This is a genomic window from Rhodococcus sp. MEB032 (genome assembly GCF_030208925.1).
Taxonomy (GTDB): domain Bacteria; phylum Actinomycetota; class Actinomycetes; order Mycobacteriales; family Mycobacteriaceae; genus Rhodococcus_F; species Rhodococcus_F qingshengii.
Genome location: NZ_JARVSY010000010.1, coordinates 685,384 through 703,568, shown reverse-complemented (window position 1 = coordinate 703,568; position 18,185 = coordinate 685,384). Strand labels below are relative to the sequence as shown.

At 62.6% G+C, this 18,185-nt stretch carries 19 protein-coding genes and 1 tRNA gene; 16 read left to right on the top strand and 4 right to left on the bottom strand.

Annotated features, from left to right (window positions below):
* Positions 1–57 precede the first annotated feature (57 nt).
* Positions 58–936, bottom strand: a complete 879-nt coding sequence (locus tag QRN54_RS13630; protein WP_064443675.1) for an AraC family transcriptional regulator — start codon at positions 934–936, stop codon at positions 58–60.
* A gap of 154 nt (positions 937–1,090) precedes the next feature.
* Between QRN54_RS13630 and QRN54_RS13625 the strand changes: the two genes are divergently transcribed.
* From QRN54_RS13625 to QRN54_RS13610, 4 genes are all read left to right on the top strand, one after another.
* Entirely contained in the window at positions 1,091–1,663 is a 573-nt protein-coding gene (locus QRN54_RS13625) for a peroxidase-related enzyme (protein WP_003940498.1), read from the top strand.
* A gap of 133 nt (positions 1,664–1,796) precedes the next feature.
* On the top strand, positions 1,797–3,494 hold the full coding sequence (locus QRN54_RS13620) for a hypothetical protein (protein ID WP_064443676.1): 1,698 nt from the start codon (positions 1,797–1,799) through the stop codon (positions 3,492–3,494).
* The gene (locus tag QRN54_RS13615; RefSeq protein ID WP_003940455.1) at positions 3,466–4,083 is read left to right on the top strand and encodes a sortase domain-containing protein; all 618 of its coding nucleotides are present in this window, start codon (positions 3,466–3,468) and stop codon (positions 4,081–4,083) included. The genes QRN54_RS13620 and QRN54_RS13615 overlap by 29 nt, the downstream gene beginning before the upstream one ends.
* A 26-nt stretch (positions 4,084–4,109) precedes the next feature.
* Positions 4,110–5,192 carry a M20/M25/M40 family metallo-hydrolase gene (locus QRN54_RS13610; protein WP_083056572.1) on the top strand — a complete coding sequence of 361 codons (1,083 nt, stop codon included), beginning with the start codon at positions 4,110–4,112 and terminating at the stop codon, positions 5,190–5,192.
* On the opposite strand, the gene QRN54_RS13605 is transcribed toward QRN54_RS13610, so the two are convergent.
* Positions 5,153–6,178, bottom strand: coding sequence for a LacI family DNA-binding transcriptional regulator (locus QRN54_RS13605; RefSeq protein WP_285182146.1), 1,026 nt, complete (start codon positions 6,176–6,178; stop codon positions 5,153–5,155). The two genes, QRN54_RS13610 and QRN54_RS13605, sit on opposite strands and share 40 nt — an antisense overlap.
* 234 nt (positions 6,179–6,412) lie before the next feature.
* Between QRN54_RS13605 and QRN54_RS13600 the strand changes: the two genes are divergently transcribed.
* The 8 genes from QRN54_RS13600 to QRN54_RS13565 are packed head-to-tail and all read left to right on the top strand — an operon-like array spanning position 6,413 to position 13,388.
* Entirely contained in the window at positions 6,413–7,255 is an 843-nt protein-coding gene (locus QRN54_RS13600; protein ID WP_285182145.1) for a BtpA/SgcQ family protein, read from the top strand.
* Positions 7,256–7,257: 2 nt separating this feature from the next.
* A complete protein-coding gene (locus QRN54_RS13595; RefSeq protein WP_058037938.1) occupies positions 7,258–8,157 on the top strand; it encodes a PfkB family carbohydrate kinase in 900 nt (299 codons plus the stop codon).
* Entirely contained in the window at positions 8,154–9,161 is a 1,008-nt protein-coding gene (locus tag QRN54_RS13590) for a substrate-binding domain-containing protein (protein ID WP_019745494.1), read from the top strand. The genes QRN54_RS13595 and QRN54_RS13590 overlap by 4 nt, the downstream gene beginning before the upstream one ends.
* Positions 9,162–9,163: 2 nt before the next feature.
* A complete protein-coding gene (locus QRN54_RS13585; protein WP_285182141.1) occupies positions 9,164–9,934 on the top strand; it encodes an ATP-binding cassette domain-containing protein in 771 nt (256 codons plus the stop codon).
* Positions 9,931–10,974: an ABC transporter permease gene (locus tag QRN54_RS13580; RefSeq protein WP_285182140.1), complete on the top strand. Its 1,044-nt coding sequence runs from the start codon at positions 9,931–9,933 to the stop codon at positions 10,972–10,974. Before QRN54_RS13585 ends, QRN54_RS13580 begins: the two co-directional genes overlap by 4 nt.
* Positions 10,929–12,020 (top strand): phosphotriesterase family protein, encoded by a 1,092-nt coding sequence (locus QRN54_RS13575; protein WP_007730025.1) that lies wholly within the window; start codon positions 10,929–10,931, stop codon positions 12,018–12,020. The genes QRN54_RS13580 and QRN54_RS13575 overlap by 46 nt, the downstream gene beginning before the upstream one ends.
* Positions 12,013–12,765, top strand: a complete 753-nt coding sequence (locus QRN54_RS13570; RefSeq protein WP_003939869.1) for a glutamine amidotransferase — start codon at positions 12,013–12,015, stop codon at positions 12,763–12,765. The genes QRN54_RS13575 and QRN54_RS13570 overlap by 8 nt, the downstream gene beginning before the upstream one ends.
* Positions 12,762–13,388, top strand: a complete 627-nt coding sequence (locus QRN54_RS13565) for a TenA family protein (RefSeq protein ID WP_162114554.1) — start codon at positions 12,762–12,764, stop codon at positions 13,386–13,388. The genes QRN54_RS13570 and QRN54_RS13565 overlap by 4 nt, the downstream gene beginning before the upstream one ends.
* A 97-nt stretch (positions 13,389–13,485) precedes the next feature.
* Here QRN54_RS13565 and QRN54_RS13560 read toward each other — a convergent pair.
* Positions 13,486–13,559, bottom strand: a tRNA-Met gene (locus tag QRN54_RS13560).
* A 53-nt stretch (positions 13,560–13,612) separates the two neighbouring features.
* On the bottom strand, positions 13,613–14,323 hold the full coding sequence (locus QRN54_RS13555; RefSeq protein ID WP_285182139.1) for a FadR/GntR family transcriptional regulator: 711 nt from the start codon (positions 14,321–14,323) through the stop codon (positions 13,613–13,615).
* A gap of 98 nt (positions 14,324–14,421) precedes the next feature.
* On the opposite strand from QRN54_RS13555, the gene QRN54_RS13550 reads away from it, so the two are divergent.
* The 4 genes from QRN54_RS13550 to QRN54_RS13535 are packed head-to-tail and all read left to right on the top strand — an operon-like array spanning position 14,422 to position 18,185.
* On the top strand, positions 14,422–15,171 hold the full coding sequence (locus QRN54_RS13550; protein ID WP_285182138.1) for a (Fe-S)-binding protein: 750 nt from the start codon (positions 14,422–14,424) through the stop codon (positions 15,169–15,171).
* Positions 15,168–16,688: a LutB/LldF family L-lactate oxidation iron-sulfur protein gene (locus tag QRN54_RS13545; RefSeq protein ID WP_003940584.1), complete on the top strand. Its 1,521-nt coding sequence runs from the start codon at positions 15,168–15,170 to the stop codon at positions 16,686–16,688. Before QRN54_RS13550 ends, QRN54_RS13545 begins: the two co-directional genes overlap by 4 nt.
* The gene (locus QRN54_RS13540) at positions 16,685–17,311 is read left to right on the top strand and encodes a LutC/YkgG family protein (protein ID WP_285182137.1); all 627 of its coding nucleotides are present in this window, start codon (positions 16,685–16,687) and stop codon (positions 17,309–17,311) included. Before QRN54_RS13545 ends, QRN54_RS13540 begins: the two co-directional genes overlap by 4 nt.
* Before the next feature lie 58 nt (positions 17,312–17,369).
* A complete protein-coding gene (locus tag QRN54_RS13535) occupies positions 17,370–18,185 on the top strand; it encodes a mycofactocin-coupled SDR family oxidoreductase (protein WP_007730029.1) in 816 nt (271 codons plus the stop codon).

Below are 18,185 nucleotides of genomic sequence, written 5' to 3'. Positions count from 1 at the left end.
GTTTCATCTGATGGCTCAGCCGCCGGGTCGTGACTTCCATCCGACCTGGCGGCTGTTTTACGCCCCGACGTCGCTCAGCTCGCTCTCGACCGGAATCCAGAGCTCGAACCGTGCGACGGTGAAATCGTCGTTGTATTCGGTACGCATGATCTCGGGACCAGGTACGGAGCGAAAAGGGTTGGCAGGGAACCATTCCGTGTAGATATCTCGCCACAAATACTGCACAGATTCGATTTCCGACCCGTCGGCGGTGAAGACGGCCCACGTGTGTGCGTCGACCGTCAGCGCATCGAAACCCGTGGGTGAAGGTTTGCCGGTGACCACTCCCAGGTAGTAATCCAGTTCTGTGCCTTCGGTTCTGGGATGCGCCAAATTGTCGACGACACTGACGATTCCCGACGGGTCCTGATCGGAGAGCTCGCGCAACCCTCGCAACGCAACCTTGTCCACGGAGCGGGTGAAATCTTCGATCGCAGAATTGGGACCTTCGTGAACCAATGGAACCCGGGTCTTGAACCCGACTACCGTCAGGGCAGGTTTGTCCACAAGCATGTAGTCCATCGGTGTGGCTCCTTCCAGTGTCACGTGAATGACAAGTTTCTGTTGGGATTTGAGAACGGCGGGAGCGCGTTTGACCGCGCCGGGGCTCACGCCGTGAAATGCGGTGAACGCTCGTGTGAAGGCCTCCGCGGACGAGTAGCCGTACTTCACGGCGGTCTCCAACACTCCTGATCTGCTGACGGACAACTCGGCACCGGCCAGGGTGAGTCGACGTCGACGGATGTATTCGGATACGGGAATGCCGGCCAGGGCCGAGAACATCCTCCGAAAGTGATACTCCGAGGTGGTTGCCAGCCTTGCTATCTCGGCTGTCTCGATCTCGCCGCTCAGATTGCTTTCGATGTAGTCGAGCGCGCGGTTCAGTCCGTCGATCATCGTGTCTTCCTGTTCACGGGTTTCACGCTACGCAGATCACTTGGGCCGTACCCGACTATCCGTGCCCGAAAAAGTAGGGCAGGAAATGCATCTGGACAACTCAGTTAATCATCATTATCTTGAATCGAACATCGATGGTTGACCAGGAGGCACAGTGAGCACCCGATTTCCGCAGGCTGAATTGACCGAGGTGCCCGAGGACATCGCCGCCAAGATTCTCGAGATCCAGGAGAAGTCGGGGTTCGTGCCCAACGTCTTCCTGATGTTCGCTCGGCGCCCAGCCGAGTTCCGGGCATTCTTCGCATACCACGACGCGATCATGCTCAAGGAAGATTCCGCACTCACCAAGGGTGATCGAGAAATGATCGTCACCACGATCTCTGCGGCCAACAAATGTACGTACTGCGTTGTCGCGCACGGCGCAATTCTGCGTATCTACGAGAAGAAGCCGCTGGTTGCCGACCAGGTTGCGGTCAACTATCGCACCGCAGAAATCTCCGATCGTCAGCGCGCGATGCTCGACTTCGCCACCAAGGTGAACTCCGCCTCGCACGAAATCGCCGACGCCGACTTCGACGCCCTTCGTGTGCACGGCTTCGGCGACGAGGACGCGTGGGACATCGCCGCGATCACTGCATTCTTCGGGCTCAGCAATCGCATGGCGAGTTTCTCCGGCATGCTGCCCAATCCGGAGTTCTACCTGATGGGGCGCGTTCCGCGGTCCTGATTCCTGCGGGTAGAGCAGCAGCTCTCAATTTTTCGGACCGACCGGTCGTAACGTCTGGAAGTCAGCCGACGAAGTAAAGGCTGTCCACGCCGGAATTGCCGTCTTCGTAAAGAAGGCCGAAAGGTTGAGCGCTATGTCGGAGAAGTCCATCGCCCATTCTCGGAGGGTCCGCTCTGCGGCCGCCGGTGCCGTACTAGCTCTCGGATTGGCGGTGGGCGGCACGGGAATTGCATCGGCAGAGCCGGAAACCGTGTGTACCCCGAGCGCTGATCCGCTGGTGACCTGCGCCGAGGAAGAGGCAGCTGCCACCACCGACGCCGACGCGGCGACGAGCACCGAGACCACGCCGGAGAAGGTTGAAGCCGGGGTCGCGGGCACGGGCAGTGCCGAAACCGCTGGTACGGACGCTGCAGCACTGGCGGAAGCCGAAGCAAAAGCCAAGGCAGCTGCCGACGCGGCAGCGAAGGCCGCCGAAGCAGCCGCGACAGCAGGGGTCGACTCGTCCGCAGCGACAGACACTTCGGTGAAGGCGACCGAGGCAATGACCCAGGCGAGCGTCGAGGCAACCAAGGCGGCGGTCGAATCGACCAAGGCCAAGGCGGAGGCCGGGGCCGCGGAACAGTCTGCGAAAGAAGCGGAAGAGGCAGCCAAGGTTGCGGAGTCCGCGGCGGCCGATGCGAAAGAGGTAGCAAAAACAGCTCAGGCAGAAGCCGACGCGGCCGCAGCCAAGGCTGCTGAACTCGAGGAGGCTGCGAAGGCCGCCGGTTCGGGGCCCAAGACCGAAGAGGCAGCAAAGGCGCGCGCCGAGGCTAATGCTCTGCAGGCCAAGGCCGATGAGGCGAAGGCTGCCGCGGATGCAAACGCCAAACTGGTAGCGGACAAGAACAAGGAAGCCGAGGAAGCCTTCAAGAACTGGGATTTCGCGAAGGCAGCCGTCGCTAAGGCTCAGGCGTTGGCCGCAGCATGGAACGCCAAGCAGCTCGCGATCACCGTCAAGGAAACTCAGAAGGTGGCCACCGCCGCCGAAACCACCGCCAAGGCAGCCGAGTCCGCAGCCGCCACCGAGGTAGAAGCTGCCACCGCCGCCCGTAAGGCTGCTGATGAAGCGGCAGCTACCGCAGCTTCCGCACAGAAGGACGCTGCCGCTGCACAGAAGGCCGCGGAGACGGCGCAGGCCGAGGCCGATGCTGCAGGGGAGGCGGCCACCGACAAGCGAGCAATCGCCGACGAAAAGGCTGCCGAAGCCGCCAAGAAGGCCGAAGCTGCCGAAGCAGCGAGTAAGAAGGCGCAGGATCTCTACCTGGCCGCCGAAGACGCGAAGGCGGCGGCCGACGCCGCAGCAGCAAAGGCAAAGGAAGCTCAGGCCGCCGCAGCCGCCGCAAAGGCCGAAGCGGATGCAGCGCAGAAGATCGTCGACGAGCTCAAGGCAAAGGGCGAGAAGGAGATCGACAACGGAACAGGCGTCGGCGGTGAAGTGATCATCGGTGAGCACACTGACGACGGCTCCGGGGTCACGAAGGTCGACGAGACCACCGCTGTAGTGAACAAGACCGGCGTCAAGCTGGTCGGCTACTACAACAACAAGGGAGCCTTCGACGTCGTCGACTACTACGTCACCGATGCCGACGGCGATCCGGCGCTCGCCGGAAGCCTGCCCCCGGTCGACCTTGCTCTCGGTGACACCGCAAGCAGCAGCACCAGCGGTAGCAGCAACTCCAACCTGCCGGCTGTATTGATCGGCGTCGGAGTCGTGGGCGCTGCCGCCGCAGCAGCTACGACGGTGGTTGTTCGTCGCAAGCGTCATGACGGCCCGGGCAACACGTCTGCGTAGCGCCGGCCTCTCGGCGGTAGCGATCCTCGCCCTCCTCGCATCCGGATGTTCGGGCGAGAACGCAGGATCGCTACCAGACCGCTCGCCGGTGCAGTCGCATATCGCGGCTGCACCGGCTTCGGTGACCGTCGATCCGGCAGAACCCGAGCGGATCGAGTTGAGGTCTGCGTCCGGGGTTACGTACCTGAGCAGTCCGTTGCACTCGGAGAAGCTGATGCGCGGCGGCGAGAGTGGGCAGCAACTGAATCCTGTCGACGAACTGCCGGTGTGGTGGGGTGAAAGCGGAATGCCGGGAACGTCGACCACACAAACAGTTGTCGTGGTCGGCCACAACTACACCACTCGCGAAGCACCGTTCCGGGCGCTCCGGGTAGTGGAGCCGGGCGATCGAATTCTCCTGGGTACACCGAACGGCACACTCGAGTACGACGTCGAAACAGTCGGGCCGCTGCACAAAGGTTCGCTGCTGGGCGCTCACGAGTTGCGCGAATCGGTTCCGGGACGGCTGATCCTCGCCAATTGTGATGTCGTCGAAGGAGAGTCGACCGACGACAATTACGTTGTCATCGCCCAGCTGGCAGCGCACTGAATCCGTGGCAGTGCAAGAATAGGTACATGGATTCCCTCGGACTTCTCTCGGAACTGGTAGCTCTCGACACGGTCTCGGGGGAGTCCGCTCCTCAACAGCGGGCGATGGATTCGATTGTCTCGTTGGTTCTCTCACGTGCGCCACAGGCGAAGGTGGAGTCAGACCTGACCGGCAATCATCCCTGGGCCTTGATCACCAACGAAGCTGCACCCTCGGCAGCCAGACTCCTGTTCGCCTGCCACGTGGACACGGTGCCGGTGGGCACTGTCTCCGACTGGGAGTTCGATCCGTATGCCGCACAGGTCGACGGCGAATTGTTCCTCGGCAGAGGGACATCGGATATGAAGGCCGGCCTTGTTGCCGCTACTGCCGCGGTTGTCGAAGCCTTCGAACGTGGAGTCCCGGTCGCGCTGTTGCTGACGAGCGACGAGGAAATCGGATCGCTCGGGGCTGTTCGTTCGGCCGACGCCGTGGCGAATCTCGAGGTCGGGGCCGTCATCGTTCCCGAGGCGACGGGCAACCGAATCAACCTGGGGCACCGCGGCGCACTGTGGCTCGAAGTGTCCGTCAAAGGAAAAGCCGCGCACGGGAGTACACCGCAGCGAGGAACCAACGCCGTCCTCAAACTGCTTGACGTCGTCGACCGAGCCCGGCGTGAGCTTCCGCTGTCGTCCGACGCGTTTCTGGGTGCCGAAACCTGGAACCTCGGCTTGGTCGGCGGGGGTTCGGCTCCGAACATCGTGCCGGACAGTGCACGTGCGGTGATCGATCACCGCACGGTGGGAGACGGCGCCGACCTGCTCGCGTGGTGGCGAGCCCAACCAGAAGTCGACTCGGTGGAGACGTCGATTCATCTGGGAGGTGTGCGTACCGACGCGTCGGACCCGTGGTTGGCCACCCTGCCTATCCCTGTTGCAACCGAACCGGTTTCGTACTTCACCGACGCTTCGGTACTGGCCGCCGCCGCCCCTGGTGCTCCCGTCGTGATCTGGGGCCCTGGCACTCCCTCGCTGATGCATGCGGCCAACGAAAGCGTCAAGGTTTCCGAACTGGACGATGCGATCGCTGCTTACGGTGCGGTTGCCGCCGCTTGGCCGACGGTGGACTGACGGACAATCAGTTCAGGAGCAAGCGCGATGTGGGCTGTCGACTCGGAAGAGTTGTTCATCGCCTGATCCAGAAGTCGCACAGCTTCTTCCGCGATTCTTTCCTGCGGCTGCCCGACGGTGGTCAACGGTGGGTTGCACAATTCGGAGAATGGGATGTTGTCGAAACCGGTGACCAGAACGTCGCCGGGAACGTCGATGCCCAATGTGTGACACGTCTGCAACACGCCAAGTGCGATCAAGTCGTCGGCGCAGACCAGGGCGTCGGGGCGAGTTTTGCCGGTCAGGATGATGTTGGATGCCGTGCGCCCCCACTCGATCGAGTACTCGCCGAGTTGTGTCCACTCGTCACGAGTTTCGATGCCCATTCGATCCGCGTGGCGGAAGAAGCCGGCCCGGCGAAGTTCTGTTGACGAATTGGTCAGCTCGGAACTGATGAAGGCGGCTGATTGCGCGCCACGCTCCGACAGATGCTCCATCACCAGGGATTGAGCGGCGTCGTCGTCGACGCCGACCCAGTCCGTCTGGGTATCCATTGCAAACCGGTCCAGTTGAACGACCGGAAGCGTTGCCGCGCTGGCTCGGACGGCTTCTGCACTCAGTTCGCCGTGGCACGGGCTGATGATGATTCCGTCCACTTGCCGGGAGACGAGCGACTTGAGTCGCTGCGCTTCCACGTCGGGATCGGAACGAGAATCGCACAGGAACAGTTGTAGTCCGCGCTGAGCGAGGACGTGTTCGACGTTGACCACCAGCGAAGTGAAGAAGGGGTTCGCGATACTCGGAACCACCATTCCGACAGTGTCCGTCCGATTACGACGCAGCGAGCTGGCGATGATGTTTCCCGAGTATCCGAGAGAATCCGCGGCTCGTTTGATCGTCGCTGCAAGCTCGTCCGAGACAGGGCGGGATCCGGACAGTGCCCGCGACACGGTGGCCGTCGACACCCCGGCCAGTTCCGCGACATCGCGAATGGTCGCCTTGCGCATGCGTCCCCCGTTTTCTGCTCGATTCGGGTCCGAGGTTATCGAACCGCACGGTCCAGTGTCCCGCATGTAACGCGATTGAGGCAATCGTTTACAAATTCGAATTGTGAAATCCTTGACACAACCCGGTGCTGATCGCATAACCTGCTAATTCATCAAGGCAATCGATTACATCGTGTGCAGATCTTGTGCATGGACATACAGCGCAAATCTTGCGCATGGAATGGGGTAGCTGAAGTGACCGCATCACCGCTCGGAGTCTTTCCGCCCAAGCCCTCGGCGCTGGCAGAGATGTTCACTGGCACGCCATCTCTCATCGGGGCCATTCACCTCCCGGCCCTGCCGGGCAGCCCGCACTACACCGGGCAGCCGGTTTCGGAAATTGCTCGCTTCGCCGTCGAGGAAGCACACGCGTATGTCGACAACGGTTTCGACGGTGTGATCGTCGAAAATCACTGGGACATACCGTTCCTCAAGCCCGGCGAACACGGATACGAAACCGCCGCGAGCATGGGAGTCATCACGGCAGCGGTGGTCGGCGAGTTCGGCGAGGCCGTCGGCGTCAGCATCCTGTCCAACGCCGGCGAGTGCGGAGTGGCCGCAGCGTGGGCGGCAGGCGCGAGTTTTGTGCGCGTCAATCAGTGGGCAAATGCCTACATTGCCAATGAGGGCTTCATCGAGGGCCAGGCCGCCAAGACGACGCGCTTCCGCCATCGCATCGGCGCCGACCCGGTCCGGATCTTCGCTGACGTGCACGTCAAACACGGTGCGCATGCCATTGTCGCGGACCGCACTGTCGCGGAACAGACCGAAGACGCCGAGTTCTTCGACGCAGATGTTCTGATCGCGACGGGTTCGCGCACCGGTGACGCCGCTTCGGTCGACGAGGTTTCCGTGATCCGAGACAACACCGTTCTTCCGGTGATCATCGGCTCCGGCATCACGGCTGCCAATGTCGCAGCGCTGATGAAGGAATGCGACGGCGCGATAGTTGCATCCTCGGTGAAGGACAATGGACGCTGGTGGGGACGGGTCGCAGGCGAGAAGGTCCGCGAACTGTCCCGGGCCGCAGGAAAGTAACCATGATTGTATTTTGTGGATACGCCAACAACGATGTGACGGTACATGTCCCACACGTACCGGTACTCGGTGAGCGCGTTCAGGCAACGGCCATCAGTCAGATCGACGGTGGAATGAATGCAAATGCTGCGGTATCCGCGGCCAGAATGGGCGCGCAAGTGATCTTTGCCGGTGCCGTGGGCCCGGACGCGCGGTCCACCGAGTTTCTCGAATCCCTCGAGGCAGACGGCGTCGACACCAGTTGGTCGCCGCGAGATGCGTTCCTGTCGACGGCAGTTGTTCTCATCGCGCAGGACGGCGATCGCTCCATCATCAGCCAGGACGACCCGAACGATGCCGAACGCATCGGAGTTGTCGTCACCCGATTGGCCGCTGCCGGCGGTGGACGACTGTTCCTCGACGGATACCGTGCGCTCTTCCTCCCGGATGAATTACCGGGAAGCGTAAGTCTGGTAATCGATCTGGACGGTTGTGAAAACAAAGCCGCGGCACTGCGCGCGTTCGCTCTGGCCGACCACGTCGTCGTAGGGCGTGCCCTGTGGGAAGGCGAGTTCGGGATCGGTTTCGACCAGTGGCAGACTCTGGCCGCCGAGCACCACACCCACCTGCTGGTGACCGACGGCTCGCGAGGTTGGACACTGGCCACACCGGACGGCGAGGTGACGAGCGAACCGGCAGTAGTGGTCGACGTCGTCGATGCAGTCGGGGCCGGTGATTGCTTCGGCGGTACGTACATCGCTTTTGTCGACGCCGGGCGCTCACCGGTGGACGCCGCACGACTCGCCGGGGCATCGGCTGCATTGGCTTGCGCCACCGCAGGCCCCCGCGGATGCCCCACCCGAGATGAATTGGACAGCTTCACAGCAACATTGACCCCTCATACCCTTTTGGAGACTCGATGATGAAACGTGCATTGCCTCTGGCGCTGGGAGCTGCAGTCGCGCTCACGCTCACCGCTTGTGACTCGGCTTCGTCGAGTGACTCGAAGGACGCGTCGGGGGGCTCGTCCATCCCGCAGCCGACCCGGGTCGCCGAAAGCTGTGACGGGACGAACGGCAAGCTCAAGGTCGGTCTGGTGACCATCAACCTCCAGGCGCTGTACTTCAACCAGATCAACAATGCCGCGAAGAACGTCGCGGACAAGGCAGGCGTCGACCTGCAGATCATCAGCGGCAACGACGATTCCGTCGCGCAGGCCAACGCCTTCGACAATCTGATTGCCGCCGGAGTCGACGCGATCATCGTCGATGCAATCGACACGGACGGAATCAAGCCGTCGGTGGTCAAGGCCAAGAACGCGGGCATCCCCGTCGTCGCGGTGGACGCGACCATCGACGATCCGGCACTGTCGACTCAGGTCGGTACGGCCAACGCCGAGGGTGGTGCCAAGATCGGAAACACCTTGGCCGACGTCGCGAACAACACCGGAACGGTCGGTATCGTCGGCGCGCTCAACAGCACTGTTCAGTTGGAGCGGCAGAAGGGCTTCACGGAGACCGTGACCGGCCGCGGAATGACCGTCGGCACCGTCGTGGACGGACGTAACATTCAGGAGAACGCACAGACCGCGGCGGAGAACCTGCTGACCGGCGGTGGCGACATGAAGTACGTCTACGCAACCGGTGAGCCGGCACTGATCGGTCTCGTCGCGGCGGTCAACAGTCAGAAGGCGCAGGATCGAATCGAAGCAGTCGGTTGGGATCTTTCGGATCAGGCGGTAGGCGGACTCAAAGCCGGTTGGCTTAAAGGCGTGGTCCAGCAGAACACCTTCGAATTCGGCCATGAGGCAATGAATTCGGCAATCGACCTGGCTTGCGGACGCGGCGCTCCGGCAAACATCCCGGTTCCCACCCAGATCGTGACCCCGGAGAACGTGGCCGACTACATGTACTACTTGGAGAAGTAATCATGGCACCTCCACTGATCGAACTCTCGGGCATCACCAAGTCGTACGGACCGGTGAAGTCCCTTCAAGGAGTGGACCTTCGGCTGGCGAAGGGTGAAGTACTCGGAGTGGTCGGCGACAACGGCGCCGGTAAGTCCACTCTGATGAAGATTCTCGCCGGTGCGGTTCAGCACGACGGCGGCGAAATGCGCGTCAACGGTGAACCAGTGCGCTTTTCGACGCCTCTCGACGCGCAGCAGAAAAAGATCGGAATCGTCTACCAGGATCTGGCTCTGTGCGACACGCTGGACGTCGCCAGCAACCTGTTCCTCGGCAGAGAACCGCGAAAAGGCCCCTTCCTCAACCGGCATGCCATGCACGAGAAGGCGGCTCACATTCTTGCCGACCTGCATGTCAAGGTGAAGTCGACCTACCAGGAGATCGGGCAACTGTCCGGCGGACAGCGGCAAACCGTCGCGATCGCCCGCGCAGTCTCCTTCCGCCCAGACGTACTGATCCTCGACGAGCCCACCGCAGCGCTTGCCGTCGCCGAGGTCGAGTCGGTGCTCAAGCTGATCACGGACGTCGCAGCGGCCGGCGTGGGCGTCATTCTCGTGACACACCGCCTGCAGGACCTGTTCCGCGTATGTGACCGAATCACGGTCATGTACGAGGGGCAGAGTGTCGACGACGTTCCGATCGGCGACCTCAACATCGAGTCCCTCGTCGGACTCATCACTCGAACTCCGGTGCCGCAACGGACATCGGCAGCAACACAGGGAGCCACGGCATGACCACTCTCGAGAAGACCCAGGCGCCGATCGAGCGCAAGCTCGCCGCGAAACCCTCCTTGTGGGACAGCGTCAACAAGCCCACCCTCGCGATGCTGGCGGTGACAGTTGCTGTCGCAGCCGTCTTCTCGGCGACCACGTCGTCGTTCCTGACATTCACGAACCTGTCGAACCTGGCAACCCAGATCGCTCCGGTTCTGATCATCGCGGTGGCGATGACTTTCGTGATCACGGCAGGTCAGATCGACCTGTCCGTCGGTGCGATCGTCGCGTTCGTCGCGGCGATGAGTGCCGAGCTTATCCAGGCCGGCGTCGATTCGTCCCTGGTCTTCGTCGTCGCCCCGGTGATGGGTGCGGCCTGGGGCCTGGTCAACGGATGGCTCGCTGCCTATCAGGGCATTCCGCCGTTCATCGTGACTCTGGCGACGATGTCCGTCATTCGCGGTATCGCGCTGTATCGGACCGAAGGATTCTCCGTTCCGGTTCCGGCCGACACTTACTTCGCGAAGCTCGGAACTGCTGAGTTCCTCGGGTTCTCCGCCAGCGCCTGGATTGCTCTCGTCGTCGTGGTCATCGGAGCAATTGCGCTCAACCGCATGCGCTTCGGGCGCTACGTCACCGGTATCGGTTCCAACGTCGAATCCGTGCGACGGTCCGGCGTCAACACGCGTCGTGTGCTCATGATGACGCTCGTCTTCACCGGCTTGGCTGCCGGTATCGCGGGCCTGCTGATCGCGGCTCGACTGGGCTCGGGTTCGGCCAACTCCGCAACGGGATTCGAGCTCACGGTGATCACCGCGGTGGTTCTCGGTGGCACCAATCTCTTCGGCGGTCGCGGCACCGTGATCGGTACCGTCATCGGCGCCGTCCTGACCGGAATCATCGCCAACGGATTGACCCTGCTCGGCGTGAGCCCGTTCCTGACGCCGATCATCACCGGTGTCGTTCTGCTACTGGCCATCTGGATCAACATGCGGGGACACACCCTGAGCGCGCTGTGGCGACACCTGCAGTCCGCACCGTCGGGGCCCGCACGCTCATGAGCAAGGTTCGTACTGTCACGGGAACTGTGGACAGCTCGGAACTCGGACTGGTTCTCCCACACGAACATCTGCACAACGACGTCACCGGTGCGTACACCGAGGCCCCGGATCCGGTTGTGGCACAGCGGTTGGCCGGTCCGGTACGCGCCGAGGATGCCTGGCTTCTTCACGACAATCCGTACTACAGTCTCGACAATTGTCGAGTCGACGACGGATCGGCCGTGGTGGAAGACCTTGCGGACTTCGCCCGCCTCGGTGGTCGGACGATCGTCGATCTGACACCGCCGGGACTGGGCCGGGCACCGGAGAAGTTGGCGGAGTTCTCGCGAAAGTCAGACGTGCGAGTGATCATGGGTTCAGGGTGGTACCTCGAGACGACCCATCCGGTCGAGGTCCACGAACTCGGTGTCGACGATCTGGCAGGTTCGCTCGTCGAGGAGTTCGATCCGGCAAAGGAATTGGCTCCTGGCGTGATCGGGGAGATCGGAGTCTCCCCGCTCTTCACTCAGAACGAGGCGAAAGCGTTGCGGGCGGCATGCATCGCCCAGCGCGAGGTGGACGTGCCCCTGTTCGTCCACCTTCCGGGCTGGCAGCGCGTGGGACATCACGTCGTCGACATCGTGGTCGACGAGATGGGCGTCGATCCGCAAGCAGTGGTCCTGTGCCACATGGACCCGTCCGGACACGACGCCGACTACCAACGATCGCTCGCCGACCGCGGTGTCTTTCTCGAGTTCGACATGATCGGGATGCCTTTCGATTTCCCCGGCGAGGGTCTTTCTCCGCATCCGGCGGAAACAGCCACTGCGGTAGCCGGATTGGTCACCTCCGGTCACGCATCACAGCTCCTGCTCAGTCACGACCTCTTCCTCAAATCAATGCTCAGAAAGCACGGCGGAAACGGATTCTCCTACGTACCACTCGCCTTCGCCGCCCGATTGGTGCGCGCAGGCGTAGATCCCCAGCAAGTGTCCGCATTGATGCGAGACAACCCGAGGTCGCTCTTCGAGCAGGCCGCGAAAGGAAACAGAAGCAGTCATGGGTAAACGAGTACTGATCGCCGGCGAGAGCTGGATGACGACGTCGACGCACGTCAAGGGCGTCGACGAGTTCAGTGTCCATTCCTACGTCGAGGGAGTCGGCCCGCTTCGGGATGCGCTCACCTCACGTGGCCACGACGTGACACACATGCCCGCACACCTGGTGCCGACGCAGTTCCCCGGTACCGCAGAAGCACTGTCGCAGTTCGACGTCGTCGTTCTCTCCGACATCGGAGCGAACTCGCTGCAGCTGGCTCCCGGCGTGTTCGACCAGTTCCGCGCCGGCGAGGATCGTCTTGTCGCGCTACGTGACTGGGTGAACGCCGGCGGCTCACTGATGATGATCGGTGGCTACCTCTCGTTCTCCGGATTCCAGGCGCGAGCAGCTTTCCGCCAGACCGCGATCGCCGAGGTACTGCCCGTGACGATGCTGGCCGAAGACGATCGCGTCGAGACACCGGCTGGGATCGTTCCCACCGTCGTCGATGCTGCTCACCCGGCTCTCGGTGGTGCCGGCGATTCCTGGCCGGCGCTCCTGGGATACAACCGCGTCGTCGCGAAGGACGGTGCCGTGGTTCCCGCCACCATCAACGGCGATCCGCTTGTCGCTGCCGGTGAATACGGCGCCGGACGGTCGATCGTCTTCACCTCGGACTGCTCGCCGCACTGGGCTCCGCCGGAGTTCTGTGAGCAGTGGCCCGGATACACCGACCTGTTCGACGGCTTGATCAGTTGGGTCGCCGGCGAATGAGTCGCTCCTCAGACCTGCTCGCGCGGCAGCAGAGTAATCTCGCTGCCGCGCGGGCGGTTCCATTCATCGAGGACACCATCGGCGGGACGTTGAGTGATGAGGGATTCCGCCGGTACCTCGTGATCGAAGAGGCATTTGTACTGACGGCCGTCAAGGTGTTGGGGTTGGTGGTCGCCGAATCCCCGACGCTCGACGACGCGCTCGACCACGTGACGTCGATGTCGAACCTGGTGGGCGAGCAGCGCGAGTATTTCGCGCAGTTGCGTTCCCGCTTCCCGTACGAGGGTGACGCAGCGGCGCTGGTCGAGGAGTCGGCCGTGCTGTCGACGCACGCCTTGACTCTCGCTCGCGAAGAGGGCAGGGCGGCGGCGCTGGTGGGCATGTACGCCGCGGAAACCCTGTATCTGTCGTGGTGCCGGGAGGCGGCGGCAGTGAAGGTAGATCGCGAACCAGCGTTGCAGGACTGGGTGGACATGCATGTCGCTCCGCCGTTCGTGTCTCAGGTGGCAGTGCTGGCGTGCGAAGTGGACGCCATGCCCGAGTCCGTCACCGACGAGGACCTGGATCGGTGGTTCTCGGGCATGCTGGCCGCGGAGATCGATTTTCACAACGTGGTGGTGTGAGGTACTGCTGTGCGCCTTTATTAACCCCCGGCGGTTAATAAAGGCGCACAGCAAAAGGCCCGTAGGTCGCTTTCGCAACCTACGGGCCTCTTCTTTGTAGCGGGGACAGGATTTGAACCTGCGACCTCTGGGTTATGAGCCCAGCGAGCTACCGAGCTGCTCCACCCCGCGTCGGTGTGAAACCAACAGTACACGACTTCTGGAGGCGCAATTACCACCCCCTGTCACCGGCTGGAGTGCGCGCTTTCCGAGTAGTAACCGCGGATGTGTCCGACTATGCGCTGACGTGCGAGTTCGCCGTCACCCGCGTTGACCGCATCCACCAATCCTCGGTGTTCGTCACGCAGTCGCCTGCAGGTGCTCGGCCAGCTGTCGATCTGGACGCCCGCGAGAACGTAGGCCTCGATGGACTCGCGCAGGCCGGTCATCATGGCTGCGATCACCTGATTGCCCGCCGCGTCGGCGAGCGCCACGTGGAACTGTGCGTCGAGTAGCAAGAATTCCTCGGCCGAGAGAGCTGCGTCCTCCATCGAGTCGAGCAGTTCGACGGCCGCGCGGAGGTCGGGTGTCGGGGTCCGCGATGCCAGGGACTGCATCACCTCGGATTCGAGAACGAGTCGTGTCTTCACCACATCCGAGACCGGAAAGCCTTGTGCTGCAACCTGCATCCGCATCAGCATGGTCATACCGCCGGTCGGTTTGGCCACGATCATCGCGCCGGACGTCGGGCCGGAGCCAGTCTGCGCCTTGAGGAGGCCGAGTGCTTCCATGACCCGCAACGCTTCTCGGACCGATGACCGTCCGACGCCCAACTCTGCTGCCAGAATTCTCTCTCCCGGCAGGCGCTGGCCAGGAGACACCTCGCCTGAAACGAGCCGACGTTCGAGGTGGCTCAGTACTTGTTCCCACGCTCGCGGGCTCGGCTCGGTCGGCATGAGGCAAGAGCATAACCGGGTGGACGCCGTTTATGGGGTGGCCTGTACGGGGATGTATTACTGTGGTCAGACCACACTGACAGATTGCGGGGAACCACATGCGAGTAGCGCTGTTCGCCACCTGCATCGGGGACACGATGTTTCCCGACGCCGTCAAGGCCACCGCCCTCCTGCTCACCCGTCTCGGGCACGACGTCGTGTTTCCGTCCGGGCAGACCTGCTGCGGGCAGATGCACGTCAATACCGGCTATCAGCCGGGCGCACTACCGCTGGTCGCGAACTACGCCGATACCTTCGGTGATGCGTCGATCGACGCCGTTGTCGCACCATCGGGGTCGTGCGTCGGCTCGGTCCGTCATCAACACGAGATCGTCGCCGAGCGCTACGGCACCGCGTCGCTGTGTGGACAGGTGCAGACCGTGAAGGCAAAGACGTACGAGCTTTCCGAATTCCTCGTGGACGTTCTCGGGGTCACCGATGTGGGCGCGTACTTCCCGCACCGGGTCACCTATCACCCGACCTGTCACTCACTGCGCATGCTGAGGGTAGGGGACAAGCCACTTCAGTTGCTGCGCAACGTCCGCGACATCGATCTGGTCGAACTCCCCGAAGCAGATTCCTGCTGTGGATTCGGCGGCACCTTCGCCATCAAGAATGCGGAGACTTCGACGGCCATGCTGGCGGACAAAATTCGCCACGTTGCGGACACCGGCGCCGAATTCTGCAGCGCCGGAGACTCGTCCTGCCTCATGCACATCGGCGGCGGTATGTCACGACTGCGGATGGGCGCCAAGACCATTCACCTCGCGGAGATTCTGGCGTCGGTGGAAAGCCGGGTGCACGCATGAGCGCTGTGACGCTGGGTCTGCCCAGCTTCCCGCCGAGGTCGCCCGAGGGTGCAGGGTTCCTGCGAGGTACTGAGAAATTCCCCGTCGCAGCACATCACGAGCTGGCCAACGCGCAACTGCGACGCAATATCGGCAAGGCGACGCACACCATCCGTGCCAAGCGCATCAACGTGACTGGAGAGCTTCCCGATTGGGAAGACCTGCGTGATGCGGGTTCGGCGATCAAGGCCGACGTCATGGCGCGGTTGCCGGAACTGCTCGAACAGTTCGAAGCTGCAGTCATCGCGCGCGGTGGGCAGGTGCATTGGGCGGCAGATGCCAACGAGGCCAACGCCATTGTGACCGAACTTGTCAAAGCCACCGGCTCCGACGAGGTCATCAAGGTCAAGTCGATGGCCACGCAGGAGATCGGTCTCAACGAGCATCTCGAAGCCCACGGAATCACCGCCTACGAGACCGATCTCGCGGAATTGATCGTCCAACTCGGCCATGACAAACCGTCGCACATCCTGGTTCCCGCGATCCATCGCAACAGGTCCGAGATTCGGGAGATATTTCTTCGTGAGATGCCAGATGTCGATCCGAACCTCGGGGAGAACCCGGCCGAACTTGCCGCAGCTGCACGAAAGTTCTTACGCCACAAGTTCATGACGACGCCGGTCGCCGTCTCCGGCGCCAATTTCGGCATCGCGGACACGGGCACTCTGACCGTCGTGGAGTCGGAGGGCAACGGGCGAATGTGCCTGACGCTGCCGAAAACACTGATCACCGTGATGGGCATCGAGAAGATTCTGCCGACGTATCAGGATCTGGAGGTCTTCCTGCAACTGCTGCCGCGGTCCTCGACGGGGGAGCGGATGAACCCGTACACCTCCATGTGGACCGGCGTCACGCCCGACGACGGTCCACAGGAGTTCCACCTGGTCCTCCTCGACAACGGTCGGACTGCCGCGCTTGCCGACAAGATCGGGAGGGAAGCCCTGAGCTGCATACGGTGCTCGGCGTGTCTGAACGTGTGCCCGGTCTACGAGCGCACCGGCGGTCACGCCTACGGATCGACCTATCCGGGACCGATCGGCGCGGTGCTGACTCCGCAGCTCGCGGGCATGCATGGCAAAGACGATCCCAACTCGACGCTTCCCTTTGCCTCGAGTCTGTGCGGTGCGTGCTTCGACGCCTGCCCGGTCAAGATCGACATACCCTCGCTGCTCGTCGAATTGCGGCACCAGAAGGTCGAGCAATCCGGTGTCACGGCAGAGTCTTTGGCGATGAAAGCCGCCTCTCTGGCGATGTCGACCGAGGGCCGGTGGACGTTGGCTCAGAAAGCTGCCGGGCTCGGACGCGTCGTGGCCGGCAGGAAAGGGAAGATCTCTACGTTGCCACCTCCATTGAACGGTTGGACAGCTGCCAGAGACATTCCCGCACCGCCCAAGCAGACCTTCCGATCCTGGTGGGACTCCGACGAAGGCCGCGCGGCATTGGACGAGGCTCGTCGTGACGGGAAGGCGGACAGATGAATTCACGTGAAGTGGTGCTCGGACGCATTCGTGATGCCATCACCTTGGCGCCCGCCCGCGAAGGCGAGATACCGCGAAACTACCGGACTGGCAGAACCATGTCCGACGGGGAACTCATCGATTTGTTCATCGACCGTCTGGTGGACTACAAGGCGCACGTTCACCATTGCGCTGCAACAGAAGTCGCCGAGGCCGTCGCCGGAATACTGAGAGAGCGCGGACTACACACTCTGGGGATCCCCGCCGGCCTCGACCGATCATGGGTAGCCGGATTCGACGGAACGCTGGTGGTGGACAGCCCGGACGTACCGGCTCCTGAACTCGAGAACCTCGACGCCGTTGTCACCGGCTCGAAGGTATCGTGCGCCGAAACCGGCACCATCTTCCTCGACGCCGGTCCATCGCAGGGACGCCGTGCGTTGACGCTGGTACCGGACACACACATCTGCGTCGTGTATCGCAGCAGTGTGGAAGTGGGAGTGCCGGAGGCGATTGCGAAGCTGACACCGGAGCGCCCCACCACCATGATCAGCGGCCCGTCGGCGACCTCCGACATCGAACTCGAGCGCGTCGAAGGTGTCCATGGTCCGAGGAATCTTCACGTCGTCATCGTCGACGGTTGATTCCCGTCGAGCGGGAACTCACAGGCAGGCGGCCTCATCAGCGTCTAACGTCCCGGCCATGACACAACTGTTGGCAGGCAAGGTCGTTTTCATCACCGGTGCAGCGCGGGGTCAGGGACGCAATCACGCGATTCGACTCGCGCAGGAAGGTGCAGACGTCATCGCTGTCGACGTGTGCGCGTCGGTGTCCGAAGACGTGGGTTACGCGGCCGCGACTGAAGCCGACCTCGAAGAAACGGCTCGTCTCGTGCGAGCGGAGGGGCGCGAGATCGTCACCGCTGTAGCGGACGTCCGTGACCTCGAGGCGCTGCGGGCGGCGGTGGCGTCGGGCGTCGACAAGTTCGGTCGCCTCGACGTCGTGATTGCCAATGCGGGCATCGCTACGTGGAACCGTTTCTGGGAGATGCCTGAAGAACAGTGGTCGACGCTGGTGGACATCAATCTCAATGGTGTCTGGCGCACGATGACAGCTGCGGTTCCTGCAATGATCGAAGCCGGCAACGGTGGTTCCATCGTGATTGTGAGCAGTGCTGCCGGCGTCGCCGAAGCGCCCGGCTGCGCGCACTACTCGGCGGCCAAGCACGGCCTCGTGGGTTTGGCTCGCACTGCTGCAACGGAATTGGGAAGCTTCGACATTCGAGTCAACACCATCCACCCTGGCGCGGTGGAGACCGAGATGGGCAACGATCCCAACGTCGGTAAGGTACTCACTACTCATCCGGAGTACATGAACTCGTACAAGTGGCCGCTCACGTCCGTCCCGCGCACCACCGTCGAGGACATCTCCAACGCTGTTGTCTACCTCGCGACGGACCTCTCCCGCGCGGTCACCGGGACGAAGATCGTCATCGACATGGGTCAGACGATGGCGTAG